The sequence below is a fragment of the Shinella agrisoli genome, assembly GCF_046557955.1.
Taxonomy (GTDB): domain Bacteria; phylum Pseudomonadota; class Alphaproteobacteria; order Rhizobiales; family Rhizobiaceae; genus Shinella.
On sequence record NZ_JBJIEP010000039.1, the window covers coordinates 1 to 23877 of the forward strand.

The 23877-nt window shown below is 67.0% G+C and carries 21 protein-coding genes and 1 pseudogene; 18 read left to right on the top strand and 4 right to left on the bottom strand.

The annotated features are described in order from the left end of the window. Positions 1–89: 89 nt before the first annotated feature. The 14 genes from ACIIOY_RS25460 (at position 90) to ACIIOY_RS25525 (ending at position 15715) form a co-directional block, all read left to right on the top strand. Positions 90–1475 carry a surface carbohydrate biosynthesis protein gene (locus ACIIOY_RS25460; protein ID WP_411037476.1) on the top strand — a complete coding sequence of 462 codons (1386 nt, stop codon included), beginning with the start codon at positions 90–92 and terminating at the stop codon, positions 1473–1475. Continuing rightward, complete coding sequence (locus ACIIOY_RS25465) at positions 1472–2839, top strand: capsular polysaccharide export protein, LipB/KpsS family (protein ID WP_411037477.1); 1368 nt, start codon at positions 1472–1474, stop codon at positions 2837–2839. Before ACIIOY_RS25460 ends, ACIIOY_RS25465 begins: the two co-directional genes overlap by 4 nt. Next, the gene (locus ACIIOY_RS25470; RefSeq protein WP_411037478.1) at positions 2836–5331 is read left to right on the top strand and encodes a hypothetical protein; all 2496 of its coding nucleotides are present in this window, start codon (positions 2836–2838) and stop codon (positions 5329–5331) included. The genes ACIIOY_RS25465 and ACIIOY_RS25470 overlap by 4 nt, the downstream gene beginning before the upstream one ends. Then, positions 5328–6080, top strand: a complete 753-nt coding sequence (locus tag ACIIOY_RS25475; RefSeq protein WP_411037479.1) for a glycosyltransferase family 2 protein — start codon at positions 5328–5330, stop codon at positions 6078–6080. The genes ACIIOY_RS25470 and ACIIOY_RS25475 overlap by 4 nt, the downstream gene beginning before the upstream one ends. 74 nt (positions 6081–6154) lie before the next feature. Further along, positions 6155–7501, top strand: coding sequence for an N-acetyl sugar amidotransferase (locus ACIIOY_RS25480; RefSeq protein ID WP_411037480.1), 1347 nt, complete (start codon positions 6155–6157; stop codon positions 7499–7501). Next, positions 7498–8259 (top strand): imidazole glycerol phosphate synthase subunit HisF, encoded by a 762-nt coding sequence (gene hisF / locus ACIIOY_RS25485; RefSeq protein ID WP_411037481.1) that lies wholly within the window; start codon positions 7498–7500, stop codon positions 8257–8259. Before ACIIOY_RS25480 ends, hisF begins: the two co-directional genes overlap by 4 nt. Continuing rightward, positions 8256–8909: an imidazole glycerol phosphate synthase subunit HisH gene (gene hisH / locus ACIIOY_RS25490; RefSeq protein WP_411037482.1), complete on the top strand. Its 654-nt coding sequence runs from the start codon at positions 8256–8258 to the stop codon at positions 8907–8909. The genes hisF and hisH overlap by 4 nt, the downstream gene beginning before the upstream one ends. A 5-nt stretch (positions 8910–8914) precedes the next feature. Further along, entirely contained in the window at positions 8915–9919 is a 1005-nt protein-coding gene (locus tag ACIIOY_RS25495; RefSeq protein ID WP_411037483.1) for a Gfo/Idh/MocA family protein, read from the top strand. Next, complete coding sequence (locus ACIIOY_RS25500; RefSeq protein WP_411037484.1) at positions 9912–10643, top strand: acylneuraminate cytidylyltransferase family protein; 732 nt, start codon at positions 9912–9914, stop codon at positions 10641–10643. The genes ACIIOY_RS25495 and ACIIOY_RS25500 overlap by 8 nt, the downstream gene beginning before the upstream one ends. Then, positions 10640–11446 carry an SDR family oxidoreductase gene (locus ACIIOY_RS25505; protein ID WP_411037485.1) on the top strand — a complete coding sequence of 269 codons (807 nt, stop codon included), beginning with the start codon at positions 10640–10642 and terminating at the stop codon, positions 11444–11446. The genes ACIIOY_RS25500 and ACIIOY_RS25505 overlap by 4 nt, the downstream gene beginning before the upstream one ends. 14 nt (positions 11447–11460) lie before the next feature. Continuing rightward, a complete protein-coding gene (gene neuB, locus ACIIOY_RS25510; protein WP_411037486.1) occupies positions 11461–12504 on the top strand; it encodes an N-acetylneuraminate synthase in 1044 nt (347 codons plus the stop codon). After that, positions 12501–13631 (top strand): UDP-N-acetylglucosamine 2-epimerase, encoded by a 1131-nt coding sequence (neuC, locus tag ACIIOY_RS25515; RefSeq protein WP_411037487.1) that lies wholly within the window; start codon positions 12501–12503, stop codon positions 13629–13631. The genes neuB and neuC overlap by 4 nt, the downstream gene beginning before the upstream one ends. After that, positions 13621–14247, top strand: a complete 627-nt coding sequence (locus ACIIOY_RS25520) for a NeuD/PglB/VioB family sugar acetyltransferase (RefSeq protein WP_411037488.1) — start codon at positions 13621–13623, stop codon at positions 14245–14247. The genes neuC and ACIIOY_RS25520 overlap by 11 nt, the downstream gene beginning before the upstream one ends. Before the next feature lies 1 nt (position 14248). Next, on the top strand, positions 14249–15715 hold the full coding sequence (locus ACIIOY_RS25525) for an aminotransferase class I/II-fold pyridoxal phosphate-dependent enzyme (RefSeq protein WP_411037489.1): 1467 nt from the start codon (positions 14249–14251) through the stop codon (positions 15713–15715). Positions 15716–15771: 56 nt separating this feature from the next. Here the strand turns inward: ACIIOY_RS25525 and ACIIOY_RS25530 are convergent, their stop codons facing one another. Together ACIIOY_RS25530 and ACIIOY_RS25535 are read right to left on the bottom strand one after the other, a co-directional pair. Next, on the bottom strand, positions 15772–17703 hold the full coding sequence (locus ACIIOY_RS25530) for a polysaccharide biosynthesis protein (protein WP_411037490.1): 1932 nt from the start codon (positions 17701–17703) through the stop codon (positions 15772–15774). A 57-nt stretch (positions 17704–17760) separates the two neighbouring features. Continuing rightward, the gene (locus tag ACIIOY_RS25535; protein WP_411037491.1) at positions 17761–18327 is read right to left on the bottom strand and encodes a sugar transferase; all 567 of its coding nucleotides are present in this window, start codon (positions 18325–18327) and stop codon (positions 17761–17763) included. A gap of 297 nt (positions 18328–18624) precedes the next feature. Between ACIIOY_RS25535 and ACIIOY_RS25540 the strand changes: the two genes are divergently transcribed. Then, positions 18625–20247, top strand: a complete 1623-nt coding sequence (locus ACIIOY_RS25540) for an ABC-F family ATP-binding cassette domain-containing protein (protein ID WP_411037492.1) — start codon at positions 18625–18627, stop codon at positions 20245–20247. 77 nt (positions 20248–20324) lie between these two features. Here the strand turns inward: ACIIOY_RS25540 and ACIIOY_RS25545 are convergent, their stop codons facing one another. Further along, positions 20325–20726, bottom strand: a complete 402-nt coding sequence (locus tag ACIIOY_RS25545; RefSeq protein WP_411037493.1) for a (R)-mandelonitrile lyase — start codon at positions 20724–20726, stop codon at positions 20325–20327. A gap of 93 nt (positions 20727–20819) precedes the next feature. On the opposite strand from ACIIOY_RS25545, the gene ACIIOY_RS25550 reads away from it, so the two are divergent. Further along, the gene (locus ACIIOY_RS25550) at positions 20820–22025 is read left to right on the top strand and encodes a TIGR03862 family flavoprotein (RefSeq protein ID WP_411037494.1); all 1206 of its coding nucleotides are present in this window, start codon (positions 20820–20822) and stop codon (positions 22023–22025) included. Between the two features lie 28 nt (positions 22026–22053). Here ACIIOY_RS25550 and ACIIOY_RS25555 read toward each other — a convergent pair whose 3' ends face one another. After that, complete coding sequence (locus tag ACIIOY_RS25555; protein ID WP_411037495.1) at positions 22054–22827, bottom strand: IclR family transcriptional regulator; 774 nt, start codon at positions 22825–22827, stop codon at positions 22054–22056. A 193-nt stretch (positions 22828–23020) separates the two neighbouring features. On the opposite strand from ACIIOY_RS25555, the gene ACIIOY_RS25560 reads away from it, so the two are divergent. Together ACIIOY_RS25560 and purU are read left to right on the top strand one after the other, a co-directional pair. Beyond that, a complete protein-coding gene (locus ACIIOY_RS25560; protein WP_411037496.1) occupies positions 23021–23365 on the top strand; it encodes a RidA family protein in 345 nt (114 codons plus the stop codon). A gap of 340 nt (positions 23366–23705) precedes the next feature. Continuing rightward, positions 23706–23877 (top strand): annotated as a pseudogene (gene purU / locus ACIIOY_RS25565) (formyltetrahydrofolate deformylase); the annotation flags it as partial.

The following is a 23877-nucleotide window of genomic DNA, read 5'->3' on the forward strand; positions in this document are numbered from 1 at the left end:
CCGGCGCGTCTTCCACATGCCGTCCGCCGGCTCGTGCTCGAAGGAGGTCGAACGCTACGTGCTGAACGCGATCGCAAAGGGCGACATTCATGCCGCAGCCGAATGACGTCGCCCTGGTCGTCGACAATCCGAAGCGGGACCTGCGCGGCACTGTCCTGACGGCCTACCAGTTGGCGAAGAGGGGATGCCGCACGGCCATCGTGCCGATGTATGCCCAGGGATACGACCTACCGCTCCTGGCACCGAACGTCGTGCTCCTCAACTACATCCGGCAAAGCAACGAAGAGCTGGCAAGGTCCTATCGCGCGCTTGGCATCCGCCTGGCGGTGATGGATACGGAGGGCGGCATCCTTTCCCGCAAGGGACTGCGCGAGCCGAACACCTGGGCCGGTTCCCTGCGGGACGCCGGCCTTGCCGTGCTCGTCGACGACTATTTCTTCTGGGGCGAGGCCGTCCGGGAAGCCTTCCTCGCGAACAGCGGAATGCTGCCGGAGCAGCTGCACCTCACGGGATGCCCGCGCTACGACCTTTGTGCGCCGCCGTGGAATGCCGCCCTTGCCTACCGCCGCTCGGGCTTCGTGCTGGTGAACACGAACTTTTCCGCCATCAATCCCGCCTTCACGCGCTCCAGTGCTGCGGAAAAGCAGATATTCCGGTCGCTCGGCTGGTCGGATGCCTATATTTCCCGATGGTTCGAGGAACTCGAAGGCGTTTTTCCGCGCTACCTCGACGAGGTGGAAGCCATGGCGCGGGCCATGCCGCAGCAGGCCGTCGTCGTGCGGCCCCATCCCTTCGAGGACCAGGAGCGCTACCGGCGCCGGTTTGCGGGCGTTCCCAACATCGAGGTGGACGGAAGCGGCGACGTGCTCAACATGATCCATGAGGCGAAGTGCGTCGTCCATCTCAACTGCGGCACCTCCGTCGATGCGCTTTTGCAGAGGAAGGTGCCGGTCTCGCTGGAATACCTCAACACCGAGCTTTTGCTCGACCACACGCCGCTGCCCTCGCGCCTCAGCCTCAGGCCCCGCTCGCGCGAGGAGCTTGTCGAGGCCGTGAAGGGGCTCGTCGAGGGCCGGACCGCCTTCGATCATGACGCGGCCTTCGCCGAAATCGAGCCGTGGTTCTACCGTGCGGACGGGGCGGCGGCCGAGCGCGTTGCGTCCGTGCTGGCGGCCCTGCCCAAGGGCAGCCCGCGCCCCAGCCTTTCCCATGCGGTGCGTGGAGGCCGCGCGGCTCCCTCGGCCGGGCAGGTCCTTCAGGGGCTTGCGTCGGCTGCTTTCGGCAGTCATTTCGTCGGCGTGCTGCGCGGCAAGGTCGCGGCCTCGCGCAAGGGCAAGGACATCCCGCCCGGCGACGTGCAGTCCCTGCTCGATTTCTACGCACAGGTTTCGCATGGCCCCCGTTATCGCGCCCGGCGGGCGCGCAGCAGGCTGACCGGCCTGCCGCTCAGCACAATAGAGATTCTTCCGGAATGAAGGACACGATCGTCTTCGTCAGCCTGGCTGGCAACCAATCCAGCTTCTTCGCCGCCCTCGAGCCGCTTGTCCGCAAAGCCGGCCGGGATGTCGTCCACGTCTGCTTCCACGAGGGGTCGGCAAAGGAGCTCGGCAAGGCCGGGCACCGGGTGTTCAATCCGTTCGAGCTCTCCCGCAACGGTGAACTGCCCGCCTTCGAGGCCTACGATATCGCCAATCCGGCGCTTCTCATCGGGCACGAGAAGGCGGCCTACGAGATCAGCGACACGGAAGGGCTTCTCCTGAAGTTCCGCCGGCATCTCGCCGCGATGGAGAAGGTTTTCGACACGCTCGTCGCGGAGGGGCGGAACATCGTCGTGGTGCAGGAGCTCGGCGGCTTCACCTCGGTTCTCGCGGCCTATTTCGTCGCGCGCCGTCACGCGGTCCCGAACTATTTTATCGAGCCGTCCTTCTTCAAGGGGCGCTTCTTCCTGACGCGCGACAGCTTTTCCGCGCCGCGCATCCCGCGCGGCACCGGCGGCTTCAGCGAGGAGGTGCGCAGCGTTCTCGGCCGTATCCGCGAGAGCCAGACCGTCGTCATCCCGGTCAAGGACCGGCTGCACTACCGGGGAGCGTTCCACAAGCTCACGGACCCGAAGAACTGGCGGCGCCTGTTCGAAAAGCTGGTCGAAAAACACCTGCTCAAGCATCAGGAAGAGTTCCAGCACATCGGCGGCCATGTGCGCCGGCATGTGCGCATGTCGATGAACGCCGCAAAGCTGCGCAAATTCTACGCCGAGATACCGGCGGGAAGCCCTTTCATCTATTATCCCCTGCATGTTCCCGCCGACTTTGCCCTGACGATCCGCTCGCCGGAATATCTCGACCAGCTGTCGCTCATCGATTTCCTGTGCCGGGTGGCGCCGATCGGCCGCAAGGTGGTCGTCAAGGAGCATCCCGCGTTGATCGGCGCGCTGCCGGCCGGCCGCATGTCCGGGCTCTTGCGCCGCCACGACAATCTCGTCCTGCTCTCGCCGGCCATCAACAATCATTCGGTGCTGCGCCAGGCGGAGGCGGTCGTCACGGTCAATTCCAAGGCGGGTGCGGAAGCCCTTCTCTACCGGCGGCCGGTCCTTGCGCTCGGGGATTCCTTTTATCGCGACAGCGGCCTCGTGACGGCGATCGATGCGCTGCGCGACCTTCCCGCCCGTCTTTCCGACGCCGTTCCACCCTCGGAGGAGGAGGTGAACCGGTTCCTGCAGGACGTATGGTCCGCAAGCGTGCCGGGCGAACTCTACGATGTGCAGGAGCGGAATGTCGCCGAATTCGCCGGCTCCCTGCTCGGCGTGCTTCGGGCCGGCCAGGGGAGCGGCGGGGCAGGGTGACGCGCGGGGCCGTCATCGTCGGGCTTTTCCTGTTGATGGGCGGGCTGCCGGTCCTCTGGCCGATGCCGTCCCTGGCGGCGGCGATCCTGACGGCGCCGAGCCTCCTGTTGCTGCCGGCGGGCCTCGGCCTTGCGGCGACCTGCGGATTGTCCGGCCGCATGCCGGCCGGCCTCTCGCGGCTTCAGGCCCTCCTCGTGGCCTATTTCACGGGTCTTTTCCTCTTCATCCTGCTTTTCGTGGCGTCCGAGCGCTTCCTTGCCGATCCGCCGCGGCCCGGCGTGCTGGTCGCCGCGGTCTGGATTGTTTCCCTTGCAGGCTGGCTGCGCATGCGGGAGCTGGCCGGCATTCCGCGCAAGGCTGTCCGGTCGTTCCTGCTCGTGAGCGCCATCGCCGGCCTGCTGGTGGCGATCCGCTATGCCTATACGATTTCGATCTATTCCGATTTCCCGGTCACGGACCTGTTCCAGAGGAGCCAGTTCCATGGCGGAGCCTGGGAGTTCGCCCGCGATCTCACGCTCAATCCGTTCGTTGCCGCATCCTACATCCCGTTCCAGCAGCTTCAGCTCGGCCTTCTTCTGCGCCTCACCGGCGCGGATCCGCTCGTTGCCGAATGGGTCTGGCCGGTGGCCATGGCGCCGCTGCAGGCCGGCGCGCTCTTCGTCTTCTTTTCCCGGATGCTCGCGCAGCGGCAGGCGCGCCTGCTGGCGTTTGCCGTCGCCCTTGCGCAGGCGGGCCTCTCCAATCCGACGAACGGCACGGTCGCCGAGCTGGCGTCGATCACCGTGCTTTCGCTCCTCCTGGCGGACTGTCGGCCCGAAGAGGGGCGTGGCAAGGCCATCGTCCTGTGCCTGCTGGCGCTCGGGGCGGGCATCGCCGTCGGCCTTGCCCTGATGAAGATGCCTCTGGAAGGGACGATCGCGACGGCGGCCGCATTGGTCCTGCTGGGCGGGGTGCTGACACGCCACTGCGGCCTTCTCGCCTCGATCGTCCTGCTCGCCGCCGTGACCCTTACCTTCCACCGTGGCGCCCTGCTCTATGTCGTTCTGGGTGGCACGGCCATCTCGGCCTATGGGTTCCTCGTGCATGTCCAGGACCGTGCGGGGGAGAAGGTTCGCCGGCTCCTGCGCGGGCTGCTGGTTGCAGCCGTGGCAATCGCCGCGGCCATGGCGGCGCGCATCCTTCTTGCCCCCGGCGGAACGCTTTCCGATGCGTTCGGCCTTTGGTGGATCTTCGATCTCGTCCTCGTGCCGTTCGCCGGCAAAAGCCTCGAGGCCGTTTCCATCGATGGCGACCTTGCGCCCGGCGTCGGCTCCCGGGTGGCGCTGTTCGAGCTTGCCCGCGCCGTATCGCCCATGGTCGTTGCTGCCGCGGTCCTCTACATGAGCCTCCTTGCGATCCCGGCATTCCGGCGCCGGTGGGGCTTCCTGCGCGAGGAAGCCGGGCGGCAGACGCTGGCCCAGGTCCTGGTCCTCGTCGGGTTCGCCGCCGTCATTCTGACCGGCTTTCCCTTCATCCACCGTGCCAGCTTCCTCGTGACCCTGCTCGCCAGCGCCGCGATCGCCAACATATTCCTGTCGACGAGGCTTCAGGCCGGCGGATCCCGTTTCCTTGCCCTCGTCTGTGCCGCCTATGCCGTCGTCATCGTCGGGGCGGCGTATGCCGGTGCTTCGCCGGGCGTGAAACCCTATCTCCAGCGCGCCCTGCCCGTTTTCCTGGCGCTGGGGGCCGTCCTTGCCGCGATGCCGTTCCTCCGGCAGGGCTGTCCGGCGCGACGGGGCTGGCGGACGGCCGCCGTCCTGGTCCTGGTCGTCACCACCGAGGTCGCCCTGTCGAAGGCCTATTTCAAACCCTATGCCTTCCGCAACCAGATCCCGCCGTCATCCGGCGCGCTCGCCTCCTTCGATGCGGCGGACCTCTCGCTGGCGGATTTCATCGCGTCCCGCGCGGACGGCACGGAAGTCCTGGTATCCGATCCGAAGACCATGACGTTCCTGCGGGCGCGGACGGGCCTCTATCCCTTCCTTTCCAGCTCGAACCTCGCCACCGTCGGCGTCACGGCGCGCGAAGAGCTCGTGTCGCTGCTGCGCGCGGTGGTTTCGCGCGAGCCGGCGTCGCATCTCTGTCGCAGCTTGGCGGCGACGTTGGACAAGGGGGCGTCGGGTATCTACAGCTATGGTTCCGCGCGGCGTCTTCTGCCGCAGGAAAACGGGAAAACGGTGCTTGCTGCGCTCGGCTACGATGGCCGCCTCGTTCCTTCCTACGGCCGGGAGCCCAATGCGCGCTTGGCGGCGGAGGTGAGGATTGCTATGGGGCAGCGGTTTCTCATCGTCGTTGGCCGGACGACGATGGATTGGCTGCGCGACCCGGCCGTTCTTCGCTATTTTCCCGTCCACGGGCCGCTGCCCCCGGCGGTGGCCGCGAACCTCGATCGGAAGTTCCCCGTCCATCGGGTCTTCCGGGACACCTACATTGCAGAGCTCGAATGCAAATGACCCAGGATCTCGTTTCGATCATCACCCCTGCCTACAAGGCGGCCTCCTACATCGGCGAGACGATCCGTTCCGTGCAGGCGCAGACCCACGGCGCCTGGGAGATGCTGGTCGTCGAGGACGGCTCCCCGGACGACACGTGGAAAGTGATCGCGGCGCATGCGCAAGCCGATCCGCGCGTGAAGCTGATCCGGCAGGAAAATGCCGGGCCGGCGATGGCGCGGCAAAAGGCGCTCGACCACGCCTCGGGCCGCTACATCGCCTTCCTCGACAGCGATGACCTCTGGCTTGCCGAGAAGCTCGAACGCCAGCTCGCCTTCATGCGCGAGCGGTCTTCCGCCTTCAGCTACACCGCGTTCCGCCGCATCACCGCGGACGGCAGCGTCACCGGCCGGCTCATAGAGGTTCCGGCCGAAATGACGTATCGCCGCCTCCTCGGCAATACGGCCATCGCGACCTCGACGGTGCTGATTGACCGGGAGAAGACGGGGCCGCTACAAATGACGAAGACCTACTATGACGACTTCGTGCTCTGGCTCGCAATCCTCAGGCGCGGCCACGTCGCCCACGGCTTCAATGAAGACCTGATGCGCTATCGTGTTCTGGGGCAGTCCGTGTCGCGCAACAAGTGGCGCTCCATGAGAATGGTCTGGGCAACGTACCGGCAGGTCGTGGGCCTCGATCCGTTTTCCGCCGGTGCCGCTTTTGCGGGCTATGCATGGCACGCTTGGTGGAAGTACAGGAAGTTTTAGTTTAAGACGACGACCGCTCCGCGGCGGCCGGTCGAATTCAGGGCGCTCCCGGAAACAGAAAGACAAGCAAGACCATGAATCGCATTCCGTCCCCGACCCGTATCGACAAGTCTCTCTTTGCTGGCGATGCGCATGCGCATGAAACCCGGTACGGCCTGCCCTCGAAGGTCAAGTTCTGCGTGCGCTGCGTCATCTCGAACCAGCGGCCGAACTCCGCGGTGGAATACAAGCACACCAAGGAAAGCAGGAAGGCGACGATCGCGTTCGACGAGGAGGGCGTGTGCGACGCCTGCCGCTTCGCCGAAAGGAAGCATGGCGAGATCGACTGGGAGGCGCGCGAGCGCCAGCTCGTCGCGCTCTGCGACACGTTCCGGAGCCGCAACGGAAGCTACGACTGCATCGTGCCGGGCTCGGGCGGCAAGGACAGCTTCTACGCGTCCCATATCCTGAAGACGAAGTACGGCATGCACCCGCTGACGGTGACCTGGGCCCCCCATATCTACACGGAATGGGGCTGGCGGAACTTCCAGAGCTGGATCCATGCCGGCCACGACAATCTCCTGACGACCCCGAACGGCCGCGTGCATCGCCTGCTGACGCGCCTTGCGGTCGACAACCTGTTCCATCCCTTCCAGGCCTTCATGTTCGGCCAGAAGGCGCTCGCCCCGAAAATGGCGCTCCTGCACAGGATTCCCCTGGTCTTCTTCGGGGAGAACGAAGCCGAATACGGCAACCCCATCGGCGATACCGAGACCGCCAAGCGCGACTGGTCCTATTTCACCTCGGACGACCAGTCGAAGGTCAGCCTCGGCGGCGTTTCCGTTCCGGACCTCAAGGCGCATTTCGGCGTGGAGCAGCAGGATCTCATTCCCTATCTGCCAGCGAACCCTTCGGAAATCGAGGCTCAGGGCGTCGAGGTGCACTATCTCGGCTATTACCTCAAATGGCATCCGCAGAGCTGCTACTACTATGCGGTCGAGCACGGCGGCTTCCAGGCGTCGCCCGAGCGCACGCCCGGAACCTACAGCAAGTACAACAGCATCGACGACCGCATCGACGATTTCCACTACTACACGACCGGCGTGAAGTTCGGCCTCGGCCGCGCCAGCTACGATGCCGCGCAGGAAATCCGCTCCGGGGACATCACGAGGGAAGAGGGCGTGGCCCTCGTCAGGCGCTTCGACCACGAGTGGCCCGAGCGTTTCGCCGACGAGATCTTCCGCTATCTCAGCATCACGCCGGAAGAGTTTCCCGAAGCCAGCCGCATGTTCGAGGAACCGATCATGACGCGCGACTATTTCGACACGCTCGCCGACACGTTCCGCAGCCCGCATCTGTGGAAGTGGGAAGGCAACCGCTGGCAGCTGCGGCACGCCGTCTGGCACGAGGACGGTGACGCCGGCGCCGGGGCCCGGCAGTGAAGACCGTCCGGATCATCCCGCGCCTCGACATCAAGGGCCCCAACCTGATCAAGGGGATCCACCTCGAGGGGCTGCGCGTAGTCGGCGATCCGCATGTCTTCGCGCTGCGCTACTACGAGGAGGGCGCCGACGAGCTCGTCTTCATGGATATCGTCGCGAGCCTCTACGGCCGCAACAATCTGAGCGGGATCATCGAGCGGGCCGCCGACCGCGTCTTCATTCCGATCACCGTGGGCGGGGGAATCCGGTCCGTCGAGGACGCGCGGCACATCCTGCGCTCGGGCGCGGACAAGGTGGCGATCAACACGGCCGCCGTGCAGCGCCCGGAGGTGATCGGCGAGATCTCGCGCGAGTTCGGCTCCCAGGCCACGGTTCTGTCGATCGAGGCGAAGCTGGTCGGTCCCGGCCGGTGGGAAGCCTACACCGACAACGGGCGCGAGCGCACGGGACTGGACGTCCTCGAATGGACGAAGCGTGCCGTCGAGCTCGGCGCCGGCGAGGTGCTGCTGACCTCCGTCGACAAGGAGGGCACGCGCAAGGGCTACGATCTCGACCTGATCGATCGGGTGACGCAGGCCGTTCCCGTCCCGGTGATCGCCAGCGGCGGGCTCGGCACCCTGGCGCATCTCGGCGCGGCGCTGGCCCTGCCGCGCTGCTCGGCCGTCTCGATGGCCGACGTGCTGCACTACAAGCGCCTCTCGCTCTCCGACATCAGGAAGGCGGTTCGCGATGCCGGCATGACGACGAGGATTGCATGACGAAAGCGCCCGAGATCACATTGGTCGACTACGGCATGGCGAACATGCTGAACGTCGCCCGTGCGTTCCGCCATTGCGGTGCCGAGGTCCGCGTCGTCGAGACGGCGGCGGATGCCGGCTCGGTGGACCGGCTCGTCGTGCCGGGCGTCGGCGCCTTCGAGAAAAGCATCCGCGCCGTGCGCGAAAAGGGCTTCGACGACCTGATCCGCCGCCATGCCGAGACGGGCCGGCCGTTCCTCGGCGTCTGCGTCGGCATGCAGATGCTCTTCGAGGCGAGCGAGGAGTTCGGCGAGCACCGGGGCCTCGGCCTCCTGCCGGGCAGGGTCGTCAAGGTCCCCGCCGTCGATACGGCCGGCGCGCCGCAGCCCGTCCCGCATATCGGCTGGAGCGCGCTCGTCCAGCCGCGGACGGGGCGCACCTGGAACGATACCCTGCTGTCCGGACAGGAGCCGGGGGCGGCAAGCGTCTATTTCGTGCATTCCTTCGCGGCTCGCCCCTCGGAGGAAAGCGACATGCTGGCCGATTGCCTCTACGGCGGTCATCGCATCTGCGCTGCGGTCCAGCGCGGCAATATCTGCGCGACGCAGTTCCATCCCGAGCGCAGCGGCGAGATCGGCCTTTCCGTCATCCGCCGCTTCCTGAGCCTGTGACGGCGATGGTGGAAAAGCCGCTCCGGAAGGTCCTGATCGTCAGCCTCGGCAGCATCGGCCGCCGGCATCTGCGCAATCTGCGTCTCCTGCTGCCGGATGCCGAGCTTGCCGTGCTGCGCCGCCAGGGCGCGGCGGAGGATGCCGACCGCGTCTTTCACGACCTGCCGTCGGCGCTCGCCTTCCGGCCGGATGCCGCCATTGTCGCCTCGCCGGCGACCGCGCATCTCGCCGCCGCGAGCGCGCTGGTGAAGCAGGCCGTGCCGGTGCTGGTCGAGAAGCCTCTCGCCGACCGGCTCGACGGCCTTCCCCAGCTCGTAGCCGAAGCGGAGGCGGCAGGGGTGCCGCTTTTCGTCGCCTACAACCTTCGCTTCCACCCCCTCCTGCAGAAGGTGCGCGGCATCCTGGCGGAAAACGGCATCGGGCGCGTTCTGTCGGTCCGGGCGGAAGTCGGGCAGTACCTTCCGGACTGGCGCCCCGGCCAGCCCTACCGGACGGGCGTGTCGGCCCGGCGCGATCTCGGCGGCGGCGCGCTGCTCGAACTCAGCCACGAACTCGACTACATTTCCTGGCTCTTCGGCCGCCCGGCGCGGGTGTTCGCCGCCGGCGGGCGTCTAGGCGATCTCGATATCGATGTCGAGGACACCGTTTCGCTGACGCTGCGCTATGGCGATGCCGCGCCGCTCGTGAATGTCCATCTCGACTTCCTCCAGCGCGCGGTCACCCGCCAGTTCCGGATCGTGGGGGCCGAGGGGACCATCGTCGGCAACATGATCACCGGCGAGCTCGACCTCTATCTTGCGCAGACCGGTGGCTGGACGCGCGAGACGTGCCGCCCGGCCGAAGCGAACCAGCTCTATCTGGACGAGGTCCGGGATTTCTTCTCCGCCGTGCAGGAGGGCGATGCCGCCGTCCTGCCGGATGGACGGCAGGGCATGGATGTGATCTGCCTGGTCGAGGCCGCGCGGCGGTCCATGGCCGAGCGAAGAGAGGTGGAGATAGACTATGCCTGATGCGGCGCTGCGCACTGTCGCCTTCGTCTTCGCGCGCGGGGGGTCCAAGGGGGTCCCGCGCAAGAATGTCCGCGTGCTGGACGGCAAGCCGCTGATCGCCCACTCGATCGAGACCGGCTTTGCCACGCCCGGTGTCGAGACCGTCATCGTCTCGACCGACGACGAGGAGATCGCCTCGGTCGCCCGTGCGTGTGGTGCGGAGGTTCCCTTCCTGCGCCCGGCTGAACTCGCGCGGGACGATTCGCCGGAATGGCTGGCCTGGCGGCACGCCGTTTCCTGGTTCGAGAAGGAGCGGGGTGCCTTCGACTGCTTCGTCAGCCTGCCGGCGACGTCCCCCTTCCGGGCCGTCGAGGACGTCGTCGCCTGCATCGACAGGATCCGGCGCGACCCGGCGACGGATGCGGTGATCACGGTCACCGAGGCGAGCCGCAGCCCCTACTTCAACATGGTGCGCCTCGACGGGGAGCAGCGCGCCGAGATCGTCATCCAGTCCGCCGGAGGCATCGTCCGCCGCCAGGACGTGCCGCCCGTCTACGACATCACCACCGTCGCCTATGCGGTCCGGCCGCGGTTCATCCTCACGGCCGAGCGCCTGTTCGCCGGCCGCGTGAGTGCCGTCAAGGTGCCCGTCGAGCGCGCCGCCGACATCGACACCGAGTTCGATTTTCGTCTTGCCGAAGCCATTGCGGCCATGCGGCGGGATGCAGGGAGGAATGTGCCGTGAAGTCGTTCACGCAGATGATGTCGCTCGAAGGGCGCGTTGCGGTCGTCACCGGCGGGGCGGGCCATATCGGCCGGGCCGTCGCCGCGGGGCTGGCGGAGCTCGGGGCGACGGTATGCCTTCTCGACCGTTCGGAGGAAGCCCTCGGGACGGCGGCCGAAGGCATCCGCGACGGCCTTGCCGGGGCCCGCGTCGAATGCCTGCGCATCGACCTCGAGAGCGAGGACGACCGCAGCCGGGTGGCGGGCGAGGTGACGGACCGCTTCGGCCGGCTCGACATCCTGGTCAACAATGCCGGCTTCGTCGGCGACAGCCGGCTGACCGGCTGGGTCACCGATTTCGAGCGGCAGTCCATCGAGACCTGGCGCCGGGCGATCGAGGTCAACCTGACGGCGGCCTTCCACCTCAGCCAGTCGCTCAGCGGGCTGCTGCGCGCCTCCGGACACGGTTCGATCGTGAATGTCTCGTCGATCTACGGCAATGTCGGGCCGGACATGTCGCTCTACGACGGTACGGCCATGGGGAATCCGGCCGCCTATGCCGTCAGCAAGGGCGGCGTCGTGCAGATGACGCGCTGGCTCTCGACCGTTCTTGCGCCGCAGATCCGCGTCAACTGCGTGAGCCCCGGCGGCGTCGCGCGGGGCCAGCCGGCGCCCTTCGTCGAGCGCTACATCGCCCGCACGCCGCTCGGGCGCATGGGACGGGAGGACGACTTCATCGGCGCGGTCTGCTACTTTGCGAGCGATCTCTCGGCCTGGGTCACCGGCCAGAACCTCATGGTCGACGGCGGCTGGACGGCTTGGTGAGGAAGGACAGGGACATGGCTGCGACATCGGTTTTCGTGATCGCCGAGGCGGGCGTCAATCACAACGGGGACCCGGAACTTGCCTGCGAGCTTGTCCGGGCCGCGGCGAAGGCCGGCGCGGACGCCGTGAAATTCCAGACCTTCAAGGCGGAGAAGCTCGTCGCGCCCGGCACCGCCAAGGCGGCCTATCAGGAAAAGAACACCGGCTCGGGCGACCAGCTCGGCATGCTGCGCTCGCTTGAGCTTTCCGAGGAGAGCCACCGGCGGCTTTTCGCGCTCTGCGCGGAGTGCGGCATCGAGTTCATGTCGACGCCTTTCGACGAGGAGAGCGCCGATTTCCTCGTGTCGCTCGGCATGAAGCGCATCAAGGTCCCCTCCGGCGAGCTGACCAACCATCCCTTCCTCGCCTATCTCGCGGCGAAGCGGCTGCCGATCATCCTGTCGACCGGCATGGCGGATCTGGAGGAGATCGCCGAATCGGTCGATGTCATACGGCGGGCCTGGGCGCAGGCCGGCGAGACGCGTCCCGTCGAGGAACTGCTTTCGGTGCTGCATTGCACCTCCGATTACCCGGCGAAGCTTCAGGACGTGAATCTGCGCGCCATGCGCACCATCGCCGAGCGGCTGGCGCTGCCGGTCGGCTATTCGGACCATACGCAGGGCGTGCTCGTCTCGCTCGGCGCCGTGGCCATGGGCGCCTGCGTCATCGAAAAGCACTTCACGCTCGACAAGGATCTTTCGGGCCCGGACCACAAGGCCTCGCTCTCGCTGGAGGAATTGGGCGAGATGGTCGCGTCGATCCGCGCCATGGAGGTTGCGCTGGGATCGCCCGAAAAGTCCGCGACGGAAGCGGAACGGCCGGTCCGCGCCCTGGTGCGCAGGAGCGTCGTCGCCGTCCGCCCGATCGCCGCCGGCGACCCCCTGTCCAGGCAGAACGTCGCGCTCCTGCGGCCGGGCACGGGCATTCCGCCGTCCCGCTTCGGGGACGTGTTGGGACGGCGGGCCGCAAGGGACGTGCCGGCGGGCCAGGTGCTCGCCTGGGACGACATCGCGCCGTGAGGAAGGTGCTCTATCTCAGCGGGACACGCGCCGATTTCGGGCTGATGCGCCGGACCCTGAAGGCGATCGACGCGGATGCGCGCCTCGCGCTGGAGGTCGCCGTGACCGGCATGCACCTCCTGCCGGACTACGGCCTGACCGTCAACGAAATCGCCGCTAACGGCTTTGCCATTGCCGGCCGCATCGAAACGCCCGACAGCGCGGGCTCCGCGCGCCAGATGGCCGTGAACATCGCCCGGGTCATCGAGGGCATGGGCGAAATCATCGCCCGCAGCCGGCCCGACGTTCTCGTTCTCCTCGGCGACAGGGGAGAGATGCTGGCCGGCGCCATCGCGGCGACCCATGAAGACGTCGCGATCGTGCATATCCACGGCGGCGAGCGGTCCGGTACGGTCGATGAGCCCGTCCGCCATGCGATCTCCAAGCTCGCGCATTTCCATTTCACGTCGACGCAGGATGCCCGCCGGCGCCTGATCCGGATGGGCGAGCGGGAGGACCGGGTCTGGGTCGTCGGCGCGCCCGGCCTCGACGGGCTTTCGCAGGACGCGGTTCTGCCGCGCGCCGAGCTCCTCGCCTCGCTCCGCCTCGAACCCGCGCGGCCCGTCGCCCTGTTCGTCCATCATCCGGTCGTGCAGGATGCCGATGCGATGGCGCGGGAAACGCAGGCGATCCTTGCCGGCCTCTTCCAGAGCGGATGCCAGATCGTTGCCCTCGCGCCAAATTCGGATGCGGGCGGTAAGGATATGCGGGCGGCACTGCAGACGGTGTCGTCGCATCCGGATTTCCGTCTCGTCACCCATTTTCCCCGCAGCCAGTTCGTGTCCTGGATGGCGATCGCCGATCTCATGATCGGCAATTCCAGCGCCGGCATCATAGAGGCGGGCAGTTTCGGCACGCCCGTCGTCAATGTCGGTTCGCGGCAGAACCTGCGGGAACGCAATCCCAACGTGACCGATGTCGCCGAGGCGGACGAGGCCTTGCCGGGCGTCATCCGCGCCGTTCTGGCGCGCGGGCGGCTGGAGCCGCACAACGTCTACGGCGACGGTGCCGCCGCCCCGCGCATCGCGGCGCTCCTGGCGTCCGTGCCGCTCGATCCGGAAGCCCTGAGAAAGTTCAATGTCTACTGAGCGCATCCATCTCTTCGGGGCGGGCGGTCACGCGAAGGTCGTGATCGATGCATTGCGCGCCGCCCATGGCGACGGGGTCGAGGTGGCGGTCTTCGACGACGATCCGGCCCGCGTCGGCACCGCGATCGCGGGGGTGACGGTCGAGCCTGCTGCCTCCCTTGCGCCGGGAGAGCGGTTTCATGTGGCGATCGGAACGAATGCGGTGCGAAGCCGCCGCTTCGCCGAAATCGCGCAGGATGGCGCCCGGCCCCTGACGATCGTTCACCCGAAGGGCTCGGTATCGCCGTCGGCCGCGGTTGGCGAGGGCGCGTTCGTCGCCGCCTTCGCCGTGCTCGGGCCGGACAGCACCGTGGGAACGGGCACCATCGTCAATCACGGTGCCATCGTCGATCACGATTGCGTCGCGGGCCAGTTTTGTCATATTGCGCCGCGGGCGGTCCTCGGCGGCGGCGTGACGATCGGCGACAGGGTGATGGTCGGCGCGGGCGCCGTGATCCTGCCCGGCCTGACACTCGCTTGCGATGTGGTGGTCGGGGCCGGGGCCGTGGTAACGAAGTCGATCACGCGCGCCGGCATCTTCGTCGGCACGCCCGCGCGGGAAGTGAACAGGGGCTAAGGTGGCAGAAGTCGAAAAACTGATCGTTTCGCGAAAGGCCACCCTCCGGGAGGCGATGAGCCGGCTGGAACAGGCCGGCCTCGGCATCCTCCTCCTCGTGTCGGACGAGGGAGGCCTCGACCGCACCGTCACGGACGGCGACATTCGCCGGCTCATCCTGGCTGGGCACGGGCTGGACGAGACGCTTGGCGCCCTGCCGGAGGCGAAATGCATCACGGCGCCCGTCGGCGCCACGCGCCGCGCGGCGCTGGAGCTGATGAACCGCCACGGCATCAGCCACCTGCCGCTCATCGATGCAGACGGCAGGGTGACGGAGCTCCTGCTGCGCCGCGACATCGACGAGCAGGTCCTGCTGTCGACGCCGCATATCGGCGATGCCGAGCGGGAGTTCGTCGAGCAGGCTTTCCTCACCAACTGGATCGCGCCGCTCGGCCCCAATGTCGATGCCTTCGAGACGGAGCTGTGCGCTTTCGTCGGCTCGGCGCACGGGGCCGCCGTTTCCTCGGGCACGGCGGCCATCCATCTCGGCCTGCGCCTTCTCGGCGTCGGGCCCGGCGACCGGGTCTTCTGCTCCACGCTGACCTTCGCCGCGAGCGCCAATCCCATCGTCTACCAGGGCGCCGAGCCGGTCTTCATCGATTCGGAGGCGTCGAGCTGGAACATGTGCCCGAGGGCGCTGGAGCGCGCCTTTTCCACGGCGGCCTCGGAAGGGTGGCGCCCGAAGGCGGTCATCGTCGTCAATCTCTACGGCCAGAGCGCCGACATGGACCCGATCCTCGATCTGTGCGCGGCCTACGGCGTGCCGGTCCTGGAAGACGCGGCCGAATCGCTCGGGGCGACATACAAGGGGCGCCAGAGCGGCACCTTCGGCAGGATCGGCGTCTTCTCCTTCAACGGCAATAAGATCATCACCACGTCGGGCGGCGGCATGCTGGTCTCCGACGACGAGGAGATCGTCGCGCGTGCCCGTTTCCTGGCCACCCAGGCCCGCGATCCCGCCCCGCACTATCAGCACAGCGAGATCGGCTACAACTACCGCATGAGCAACATCCTGGCCGGCGTCGGACGCGGCCAGCTGCGCGTTCTCGAATCGCGGGTCGCCACGCGGCGCGGGGTCTTCGAGCGCTATCGCGAGGGCCTTGCCGATACCGGCCTTCTGGAATGGATGCCGGAACCGGACTGGAGCTTCTCGAACCGCTGGCTGACCACGGCGGCCGTGTCGCCGGACGCCGCGTTCGGCAGCGGGGAGATCATCCGGCGGCTTGCCGGCGAGCTGATCGAGGCCCGCCCGGTCTGGAAGCCGATGCACCTCCAGCCCGTCTTTGCTGGCACGCGCTACTTCACGGCCGGGAACAGCTCGGTTTCCGACGACCTGTTCGAGCGCGGGATTTGCCTGCCGTCCGGTTCCAACATGTCGGAAGAGCAGCTGGACCGCGTCATTTCCACGCTGAAGTCCCTCCTGCGCTGATTTCTACTACGGCCCTGGCGGGGGGCGGCGCATTTGCGCAAATGCGCCGTGTCTGTTCAGCCGAAGGAGGCCTTCTGCTCTGGCGAGGTTTCCGCGCTGATCAGGCCGAAAAGCAGCTCTCGTGCCCGTGCTTCATCTTCCGCCTTGATCGCCTCTTCCAGATCGCGAAGCGAGGTGACCATGTCGTAGCGGGCAATGGCGGCGGAATCGGCCCTGAGGATCTTCGGGTGGCGGGTCGGCTGCGCGTTGTCGCGGTCGTAGAACAGCTCCTCGAAGAGCTTTTCGCCCGGCCGCTTGCCGATCACCTCTATGGCGATGCCACTGTCGGGATTCCTGGCGTTGCGGACCTGGAAACCGGCAAGCCGGATCATGTTCTCCGCCAGGTCGCCGATGCGCACGGGCTCGCCCATGTCGAGCAGGAAGACGTCGCCGCCGACGGACAGCGCGCCGGCCTGCACGATGAGCTCGGCCGCCTCCGGGATCGACATGAAATAGCGCGTCATGTCGGGATCGGTGACGGTGACGGGGCCGCCCTTGGCGATCTGCTGCTTGAAGAGCGGGACGACGGATCCGTTCGAGCCGATCACGTTGCCGAAGCGCACGGCGCAGAAGGTCTGCTTTTCGGCCTTCGCCTGGGCCTCGATCGCCATCTGCCGCACGATCAGCTCCGCCCAGCGCTTCGTCGCGCCCATGACGTTGGTGGGACGCACCGCCTTGTCGGAGGAGATCAGCACGAAGCTTTCGATCTTCTCGTCGGCGGCGGTGCGCGCCACGGTCAGAGTGCCGAAGACGTTGTTGTGGATGCCTTCCAGGACATTGGCCTCGACGAGCGGCACATGCTTGTGGGCGGCGGCGTGATAGAGCACCTGCACGCCGTGGGTACGGATGGCGCGCCGCACGAGGCCTGCGTCCGTCACCGAGCCCAGAACCGGAACGATCTCATGCTCCCCGGCGGCAAGCAGCTCCTGCTCGATCTTGTAGAGCGCGAACTCGCTCGCCTCGAGCAGAACAAGCTTCTTCGGCTTCCAGCGGATGATGAGGCGGCAGAGCTCCGAACCGATCGAGCCGCCGGCGCCCGTCACCATGACGATCTTGCCGGTGAGCGCCTGGTTGAGGAGCCCCTTGTCGGCGGGAACGAAGGAGCGGCCGAGCAGTTCGTCGAGCTCGATCTCGCGGATCTGGTTGACGATGTACTTGCCGTCCACGAGGTCGGATATGTCGGGAAGGGTGCGCACGCGCACGCCCAGTCCCGTCACCCGGGCGATCACGGCCTGCCGGGTGCTCGCGGGAATGGAGGACATGCTGAGCACGATCTCCTTGATCCCGTAGCGGTCGATCAGGCCCGGCAGATCGCTCGAGGGGAAGACCCTGTAGCCGGCGATGTCGCGGCCGTGATTGGCCGGATCGTCGTCGATGAGCCCCATGACGAAGCGGTTGCCGTGGCCCTTCAGGGCGCGGGCCAGCTGGGCCGCGGTGGGGCCTGCGCCATAGATGAAGATCGGTTCCTCGTCCCGCCGCATGCCGGTGCCCACGTTCAGGATCCACTTCGCGGCGAAGCGGATGCCGCCGATGAGCAGCGTCCCGAGGACGAAGTAGAGGAACGGCACAGAGCGCGGCACGATACCCTGTCCCGCCATTTCCATCAGGAAGATGATGATCACCCAGCTCATCGTGGCGATCAGCATGGCCCGCAGGATCGTCCAGATCGCCGCTTCCGTCAGGTAGCGGATGACGGACCGGTAGAGGCCGAGCCGGATGAAGACCGGGATCGCCACCGCTGCGGCCAGAACGGCCAGGACCAGTCGTTCGCTCGTCAGTTCGGGCATCCACTGGGCAAGCCGGATGGCATAGCTCGCCCACAGGGCCACCATCAGGGCCGCGATGTCGATGCCGATCATAAGGGCGCGCTTCCACAGGCGCGGAATCTCGATCAGGCGCTCGCGGATGTCCCGCACGATACGGTGATCGGTTAAGTTGGTGCCTGTCATCGTCTTATGCACGCTCCAAATAGCTGTACTCCACGCGATTTTCCGATGCGGAGCGGATCAATGCGACACGCCTGCTGCGCCGGTCACTTTTATGGCGGTCATGAACAGGATGCGCAAATCGAATGAGAAGCTTTGCCTCTTCAGGTATTCCTCGTCCAGTGCCACTTTTTCAGGCAGGGTCAGCTCATCCCGCCCGTTCACCTGCGCCCAGCCGGTCAGGCCCGGCAGGAGCCGGTGCACGTTCCGCTCCGTGCGCGCCGCAATCAGGTCGTCCTGGTTGAACAGGGCGGGACGTGGGCCGACCAGGCTCATCTCGCCCTTGAGGATGCACCAGAGCTGCGGCAGCTCGTCCAGGCTGGTCTTGCGCAGGAAGCCGCCGATCGGCGTCAGGTGACTGGCGGCGTCGGCCAGCAGGTGCGTCGCCACCACGGGCGCGTCGGTCCGCATGGTCCGGAACTTCGGCATCGGGAACAGGCGGTTGTCGCGCCCGACGCGGTCCGACCAGTAGAGGACCGGTCCTCTGGACGTCGCACGCACCGCGAACGCGATAACCGCCATGGGAATGGCGAGCAGGACGAGAGCCACGCCTGCGACGACGACATCGAATGCACGCTTCAACGACATGGGGGATCCGGTTCGGGGTTTCCTGCTGGCGGCTTATGTTCGTTTTCCGGCTTCCATATGGCAGTTTGCCGCTGCCTGCTAGTGCGCGTTGTCCCCGGCGGGATAAATCCGCATGCCTTCCAGGGGGATCGATCCCGCCCTGGAAGCCTCGGGGCGCAAAGGCGGCTGCCCGCCTAGCATTTTCCGCGCCGCAACGGCAAGCGGAGGCCGATTTGCCCGGCTCCTTGCTGCCTGCCGCATGGACTGCTTCCTTCCGCCGTGGCATAGGGCGCGCGACACGACGAGGCATTTCCTTCCATGATCCGCATCGAGAACATCAGCAAGTCCAACAGCCACCGCATTCTCTATATCGAGGCCTCCGCCGCGCTCAATCGCGGCGAGAAGATCGGCCTTGTGGGACCGAACGGGGCGGGCAAGACGACGCTCTTCCGGATGATCACGGGTGAGGAGCAGCCCGACGAGGGCCAGGTCTCCGTCGAGAGGAACGTCACCGTCGGCTATTTCAGCCAGGATGTCGGCGAGATGGAAGGGCGCAGCGCCGTCACCGAGGTGATGGACGGGGCGGGGCCGGTGAGCGCCGTGGCGGCGGAGCTGCGCGAACTGGAGGCGGCGATGGTCGACCCGGACCGGGCGGGCGAGATGGATGCGATCATCGAGCGCTACGGCGAGGTGCAGGGACGCTACGAGGAGCTCGATGGCTACGGGCTGGAGAGCCGGGCGCGCGAGGTGCTGGCGGGGCTCGGCTTCAGCCAGGAGATGATGGATGGGGATGTCGGCAAGCTCTCCGGCGGCTGGAAGATGCGCGTGGCGCTCGCCCGCATCCTGCTGATGCGGCCGGACGTCATGCTGCTCGACGAGCCGAGCAACCATCTCGACCTCGAGAGCCTGATCTGGCTGGAGCAGTTCCTGAAGGGCTATGACGGAGCGCTCCTGATGACCTCGCACGACCGCGAGTTCATGAACCGCATCGTCACCAAGATCATCGAGATCGATGCCGGCGCGCTCACCACCTATTCCGGCGACTACGGCTTCTACGAGCAGCAGCGTGCCCAGAACGAGAAGCAGCAGCAGGCGCAGTTCGAGCGCCAGCAGGCGATGCTCGCCAAGGAGATCAGGTTCATCGAGCGCTTCAAGGCGCGCGCCTCGCATGCCGCGCAGGTGCAGAGCCGGGTGAAGAAGCTGGAGAAGATCGACCGCGTCGAGCCGCCCCGCCGGCGCCAGTCGGTGATGTTCGAGTTCCAGCCGGCGCCGCGCTCCGGCGAGGACGTCGTCAGCCTCAGGAACGTCGACAAGGCCTACGGCAGCCGGTCGATCTACCGGGATTTCAGCTTCCTGATCCGCCGCAGGGAGCGCTGGTGCGTGATGGGCGTCAACGGCGCCGGCAAGTCGACGTTGCTGAAGCTCGTCGCCGGTGCCGAAAACCCGGACGCAGGCAGCGTGACGATCGGGGCGAGCGTCAAGGTCGGCTATTTCGCGCAGCATGCAATGGATCTTCTCGACGGCGACCTCACGGTCTTCGAATGGCTGGAGCGGGAATTTCCGCGCGCCGGGCAGGGGCCGCTGAGGACGCTCGCCGGCTGCTTCGGCTTTTCCGGCGATGACGTGGAGAAGAAGTGCCGGGTGCTTTCCGGCGGCGAGAAGGCGCGGCTCGTCATGGCCGCGATGCTGTTCGATCCGCCGAACCTCCTGATCCTCGACGAGCCGACGAACCATCTCGACCTCGACACGAAGGAGATGCTGATCAGGGCGCTGTCGGATTACGAGGGCACCATGCTCTTCGTCTCGCACGACCGCCATTTCCTCGGCGCGCTGTCGAACCGGGTTCTGGAGCTCAACGGCGACGACATCCACCGGTATCCGGGCGGTTACACCGAATACGTCGCCCAGACGGGCCACGAGGCGCCCGGCCTGCACGGCTGACCCGCCGGCGATCGTCCAGCCTGCCGCAGGCGATGGGTGGCGCGCGTTTCCGCGTGAAGGCCTGCCGGCGGCCGGCTTCAGGCCCTTGCGAGATACTGTTCGTCCGTCACCTTCTCAAGCCAGGTCACCGCCGAGCCGTTCTCCGATTCGGCGATGGCCACATGGGTCATGGCCGTCTCGTCCGTCGCGCCGTGCCAGTGCTTTTCGCCGGGCGGGAACCAGACGACGTCGCCGGGGCGGATTTCCTCGATCGGCCCGCCCTCGCGCTGCGCCCAGCCGAGGCCGGCGGTGACGATGAGGAGCTGGCCGAGGGGATGGGTGTGCCAGGCGGTGCGGGCGCCGGGCTCGAAGGTGACGATCGCGCCTCCGGCGCGGCCCGGTGCCTGCGCCTTGAAGGGCGTGTCGAGCCGCACATGGCCGGTGAAATAGTCCGCCGGGCCGGGTGTCGAGGGGCTGGTGCCGTTGCGCTTGATGTCCATGTCCGTCTCCTGGTTCGCGAAGCGGCCATACCGCTGGCGAAGCCGCCGCAGAGGATTTATGAGGACGGCGAAGGTTTTCAAGGCGGGAAGAGGATGGGCAAGCGAATCGGGATCGTCGGCGGCGGGCCGGCCGGGCTGATGGCGGCAGAGGTTCTGTCGGCGCGCGGCCATGCGGTGACGGTGCTGGAAGCCATGCCGACCATCGGCCGGAAGTTCCTGCTCGCCGGCAAATCGGGCCTCAACATCACCCATTCGGAGCCCTATGCGCGTTTCTCCGCCCGTTTCGGCGCCGCGAACGGCCGGCTGCGCGCGGCGCTCGATGCCTTCCCGCCGGACGGCGTGCGGGCCTGGGCCCTGGCACTCGGCACGGAAACCTTCGTCGGCACGTCGGGCCGCGTATTCCCGGCCGTGATGAAGGCCTCGCCCCTGCTGCGCGCCTGGCGGGCACGGCTGGAAGGGCAGGGCGTCGCCATTCGCGTGCGCCACCGCTGGAAGGGCTTCGCGCCGGAGGGGCTGCTTGTCGGGATGCCGGACGGCGAGGTCGTGATGGGCTTCGACGCCGTCCTGCTGGCGCTTGGCGGGGCGAGCTGGCCGCGGCTCGGTTCGGACGCCGCATGGGTCGGAATTCTTGCGGACAAGGGTGTCGGGATTGCGCCCTTCCGTCCGGCGAACTGCGGCTTCGACGTGGCTTGGTCGGCCTTCTTCGCGGAAAAATTCGCCGGGGCGCCGGTCAAGGGAGTTGCTGCGCGATCGCGCGCCGGTACGCTTCCCGGCGAGTTCGTGATCTCGAAGACCGGTGTCGAAGGCAGCTTGATCTACGCCCATGCCGCCGTACTGCGCGATGCGCTGGAGGAGGCGCACGGGGCGACGCTGGCGCTCGATCTCGCGCCGGGCCGGACGGCCGAACGGCTCGCCGGAGACCTTGCGAGGCAGGGCGGCAAGGCGAGCTTCTCCACCCGCTTGCGGAAGGGGGCGAGGCTCGACGGCGTCAAGGCGGCGCTGCTGCGCGAATGCGTGCCCGACGTTGCGGGCCTTTCACCGGCGGCGCTGGCGGCGGCGATCAAGGCCCTGCCGCTCCGCCTCGTCCGGCCGCGGCCGATCGCCGAGGCGATCTCGTCGGCCGGCGGCATCCGCTTCGACGCCATCGACGAGGCCTATATGCTGAAGGCGCTGCCGGGCATCTTCGTCGCCGGCGAGATGATCGACTGGGAGGCGCCCACCGGCGGCTACCTGCTGACGGCCTGTTTCGCGACGGGACGCGCGGCCGCACACGGCATGGATAGCTGGCTATCCAATTAGATTCCGGCGAACCGGATTTTCCCCGGGCCTAGACCCGCTTCGGCGCATGGCTGAGGCCGGCGGCGGCCTCCTTCAGGCAGGAAAGATAGCGGTCGCGGTTGGCAAGGCCGTCGTCGCGCGGGGTGACGAGGCAGAGCGTCGCGGCCGCGTGCCCCTCGTCCATGACCGGCACGGCGAAGCAATGGGTAAAGCTGTCGACGATGCTGTCGAAAGTGAAGAAGCCTTCGCGCTCCGCCTGGCGCGCCTCGGCAAGGAAGGCCTGCGGGTCGAGCCATTCGCCGTCCGGCAGGCGAAAATCCTGCGGCGGGATGAAGTCGAGGATCTCCGCATCCGTCATGTGCGCGACGAGCAGGCGGCCGGAAGCCGTCCACGGGATCGGCACGGACTGGCCGACATCCGTGGAGATGCGGAAGGGCCGGGCGCCCTCGCGCATGCGCACGACCGTGTATTTGTTGCCGTCCAGCATGCAGAACTGCGCCGTCTCGCGCGTCTCGCCGGCAAGACGCTCCAGCGTCGCCTCGCATTCCCGGGTGAAGTCGAAATGGTTCTCGTAGGCCGCGCCGAGGAAATAGAGCTTGCGGCCGAGATAGACGCGGCCTTCGCCCCCGGTGAATTCCAGGATGCCGTTGCGCAGCAGGAGGTTCACCAGCTCGTAGACCGATGAGCGGGGCGCGCCGATCTGCGCGGCGATCTCGTTCGGTTTGAGGGCCTGCCGCTTCCGGCGCAGGAAATCGAGGATCTCGAAGGCGCGGTCGAGCCCCCGGGCGCGCTTGCCGCCTGCTTCATCGGGAATTGCATCCATTCTCGTCGGTCCTGCCTTTGCGGCCTCTGTCAATCCAGACATTTCCAGGCGTCGCGGACGAATTTCCCGCGGCCCTCTTGCGGGCGAAGATCATGTTGTCCAATATAAAGATCATATGTACAATATAATAGACACAACGGATGGCAAGCCGTTTCGGCCGATCGCTCCCAAGCAATGAAGAAAGGAAGACACCATGATCCAGCGTTATCAGAAGGGTTCGCGCATGAGCCAGGCCGTCAGCCACGGCGGGCTCGTCTACATCGCCGGCCAGGTCGCGGAAAACCGCAAGGCCGGCATCGAGGACCAGACGCGCGACGTGCTCGGCAAGATCGACGCCCTTCTGAAGGAAGCCGGCACGGACCGCTCCAGGCTGCTCGCCGTCAACGTGTTCCTCCCGGCGATCGTCGATTTCGACGCGATGAACGGCGTCTACGATGCCTGGATCGATCCGGAAAATCCGCCGGCCCGCGCCTGCGTGGAGGCCCGCCTCGCCGATCCGGACCTGCGCGTCGAGATGACGGCCGTCGCCGCTCTTTGAGGGCAGCCCCAGGGAGAGGTCCGCACGCCGTGCTTCGGCCGCGTGCCGGCGGACTTGCATTCCTGCAAGAATCGCCGGTCCGCACCCGTCAGGCGGGATCATGCGTGAACGGCCGCGCCGCCACCGGACCCCTTCAGGACCCGCCCCTTGGCATTTTCGACGCACTGGATGTCGCGAACCGGAGGGATTCCTTGCAAGAGCCGGCGTAGCTTCTCGCCATTGCAGGGGCTTGCGCAGGCGCAGGCAGCCTGAAATATGCGCCAGGCTGCAAATGCGGCCGCATGAGAAGGGGATCGCCGATGCTTGCCCGCAGCATCGGCCGAACGCGAGATTGAAACCGATGAAAAGCCACGTCCTGACCGTCACCTGCAAATCGACCCGCGGCATCGTCGCTGCGATCACCGGCTACCTCGCCGAAATGGGGTGTTACATCTCCGACTCGTCGCAGTTCGACGACCTCGAGACGGGCCTCTTCTTCATGCGGCTGACCTTCCTTTCCCAGGAAGGCGTGT

Excerpts from the sequence above, each read along its gene's own strand:
- ACIIOY_RS25560 (WP_411037496.1), top strand. The coding sequence starts at position 23,021 with ATGATCCAGCGTTATCAGAAGGGTTCGCGCATGAGCCAGGCCGTCAGC.
- ACIIOY_RS25475 (WP_411037479.1), top strand. The coding sequence starts at position 5,328 with ATGACCCAGGATCTCGTTTCGATCATCACCCCTGCCTACAAGGCGGCC.
- ACIIOY_RS25545 (WP_411037493.1), bottom strand. The coding sequence starts at position 20,726 with ATGGACATCAAGCGCAACGGCACCAGCCCCTCGACACCCGGCCCGGCG.
- ACIIOY_RS25520 (WP_411037488.1), top strand. The coding sequence starts at position 13,621 with ATGTCTACTGAGCGCATCCATCTCTTCGGGGCGGGCGGTCACGCGAAG.
- ACIIOY_RS25500 (WP_411037484.1), top strand. The coding sequence starts at position 9,912 with ATGCCTGATGCGGCGCTGCGCACTGTCGCCTTCGTCTTCGCGCGCGGG.
- ACIIOY_RS25530 (WP_411037490.1), bottom strand. The coding sequence starts at position 17,703 with ATGACAGGCACCAACTTAACCGATCACCGTATCGTGCGGGACATCCGC.
- ACIIOY_RS25535 (WP_411037491.1), bottom strand. The coding sequence starts at position 18,327 with ATGTCGTTGAAGCGTGCATTCGATGTCGTCGTCGCAGGCGTGGCTCTC.
- ACIIOY_RS25460 (WP_411037476.1), top strand. The coding sequence starts at position 90 with ATGCCGCAGCCGAATGACGTCGCCCTGGTCGTCGACAATCCGAAGCGG.
- ACIIOY_RS25550 (WP_411037494.1), top strand. The coding sequence starts at position 20,820 with ATGGGCAAGCGAATCGGGATCGTCGGCGGCGGGCCGGCCGGGCTGATG.
- ACIIOY_RS25465 (WP_411037477.1), top strand. The coding sequence starts at position 1,472 with ATGAAGGACACGATCGTCTTCGTCAGCCTGGCTGGCAACCAATCCAGC.
- ACIIOY_RS25555 (WP_411037495.1), bottom strand. The coding sequence starts at position 22,827 with ATGGATGCAATTCCCGATGAAGCAGGCGGCAAGCGCGCCCGGGGGCTC.
- hisH (WP_411037482.1), top strand. The coding sequence starts at position 8,256 with ATGACGAAAGCGCCCGAGATCACATTGGTCGACTACGGCATGGCGAAC.
- ACIIOY_RS25540 (WP_411037492.1), top strand. The coding sequence starts at position 18,625 with ATGATCCGCATCGAGAACATCAGCAAGTCCAACAGCCACCGCATTCTC.
- ACIIOY_RS25495 (WP_411037483.1), top strand. The coding sequence starts at position 8,915 with ATGGTGGAAAAGCCGCTCCGGAAGGTCCTGATCGTCAGCCTCGGCAGC.
- ACIIOY_RS25480 (WP_411037480.1), top strand. The coding sequence starts at position 6,155 with ATGAATCGCATTCCGTCCCCGACCCGTATCGACAAGTCTCTCTTTGCT.
- neuB (WP_411037486.1), top strand. The coding sequence starts at position 11,461 with ATGGCTGCGACATCGGTTTTCGTGATCGCCGAGGCGGGCGTCAATCAC.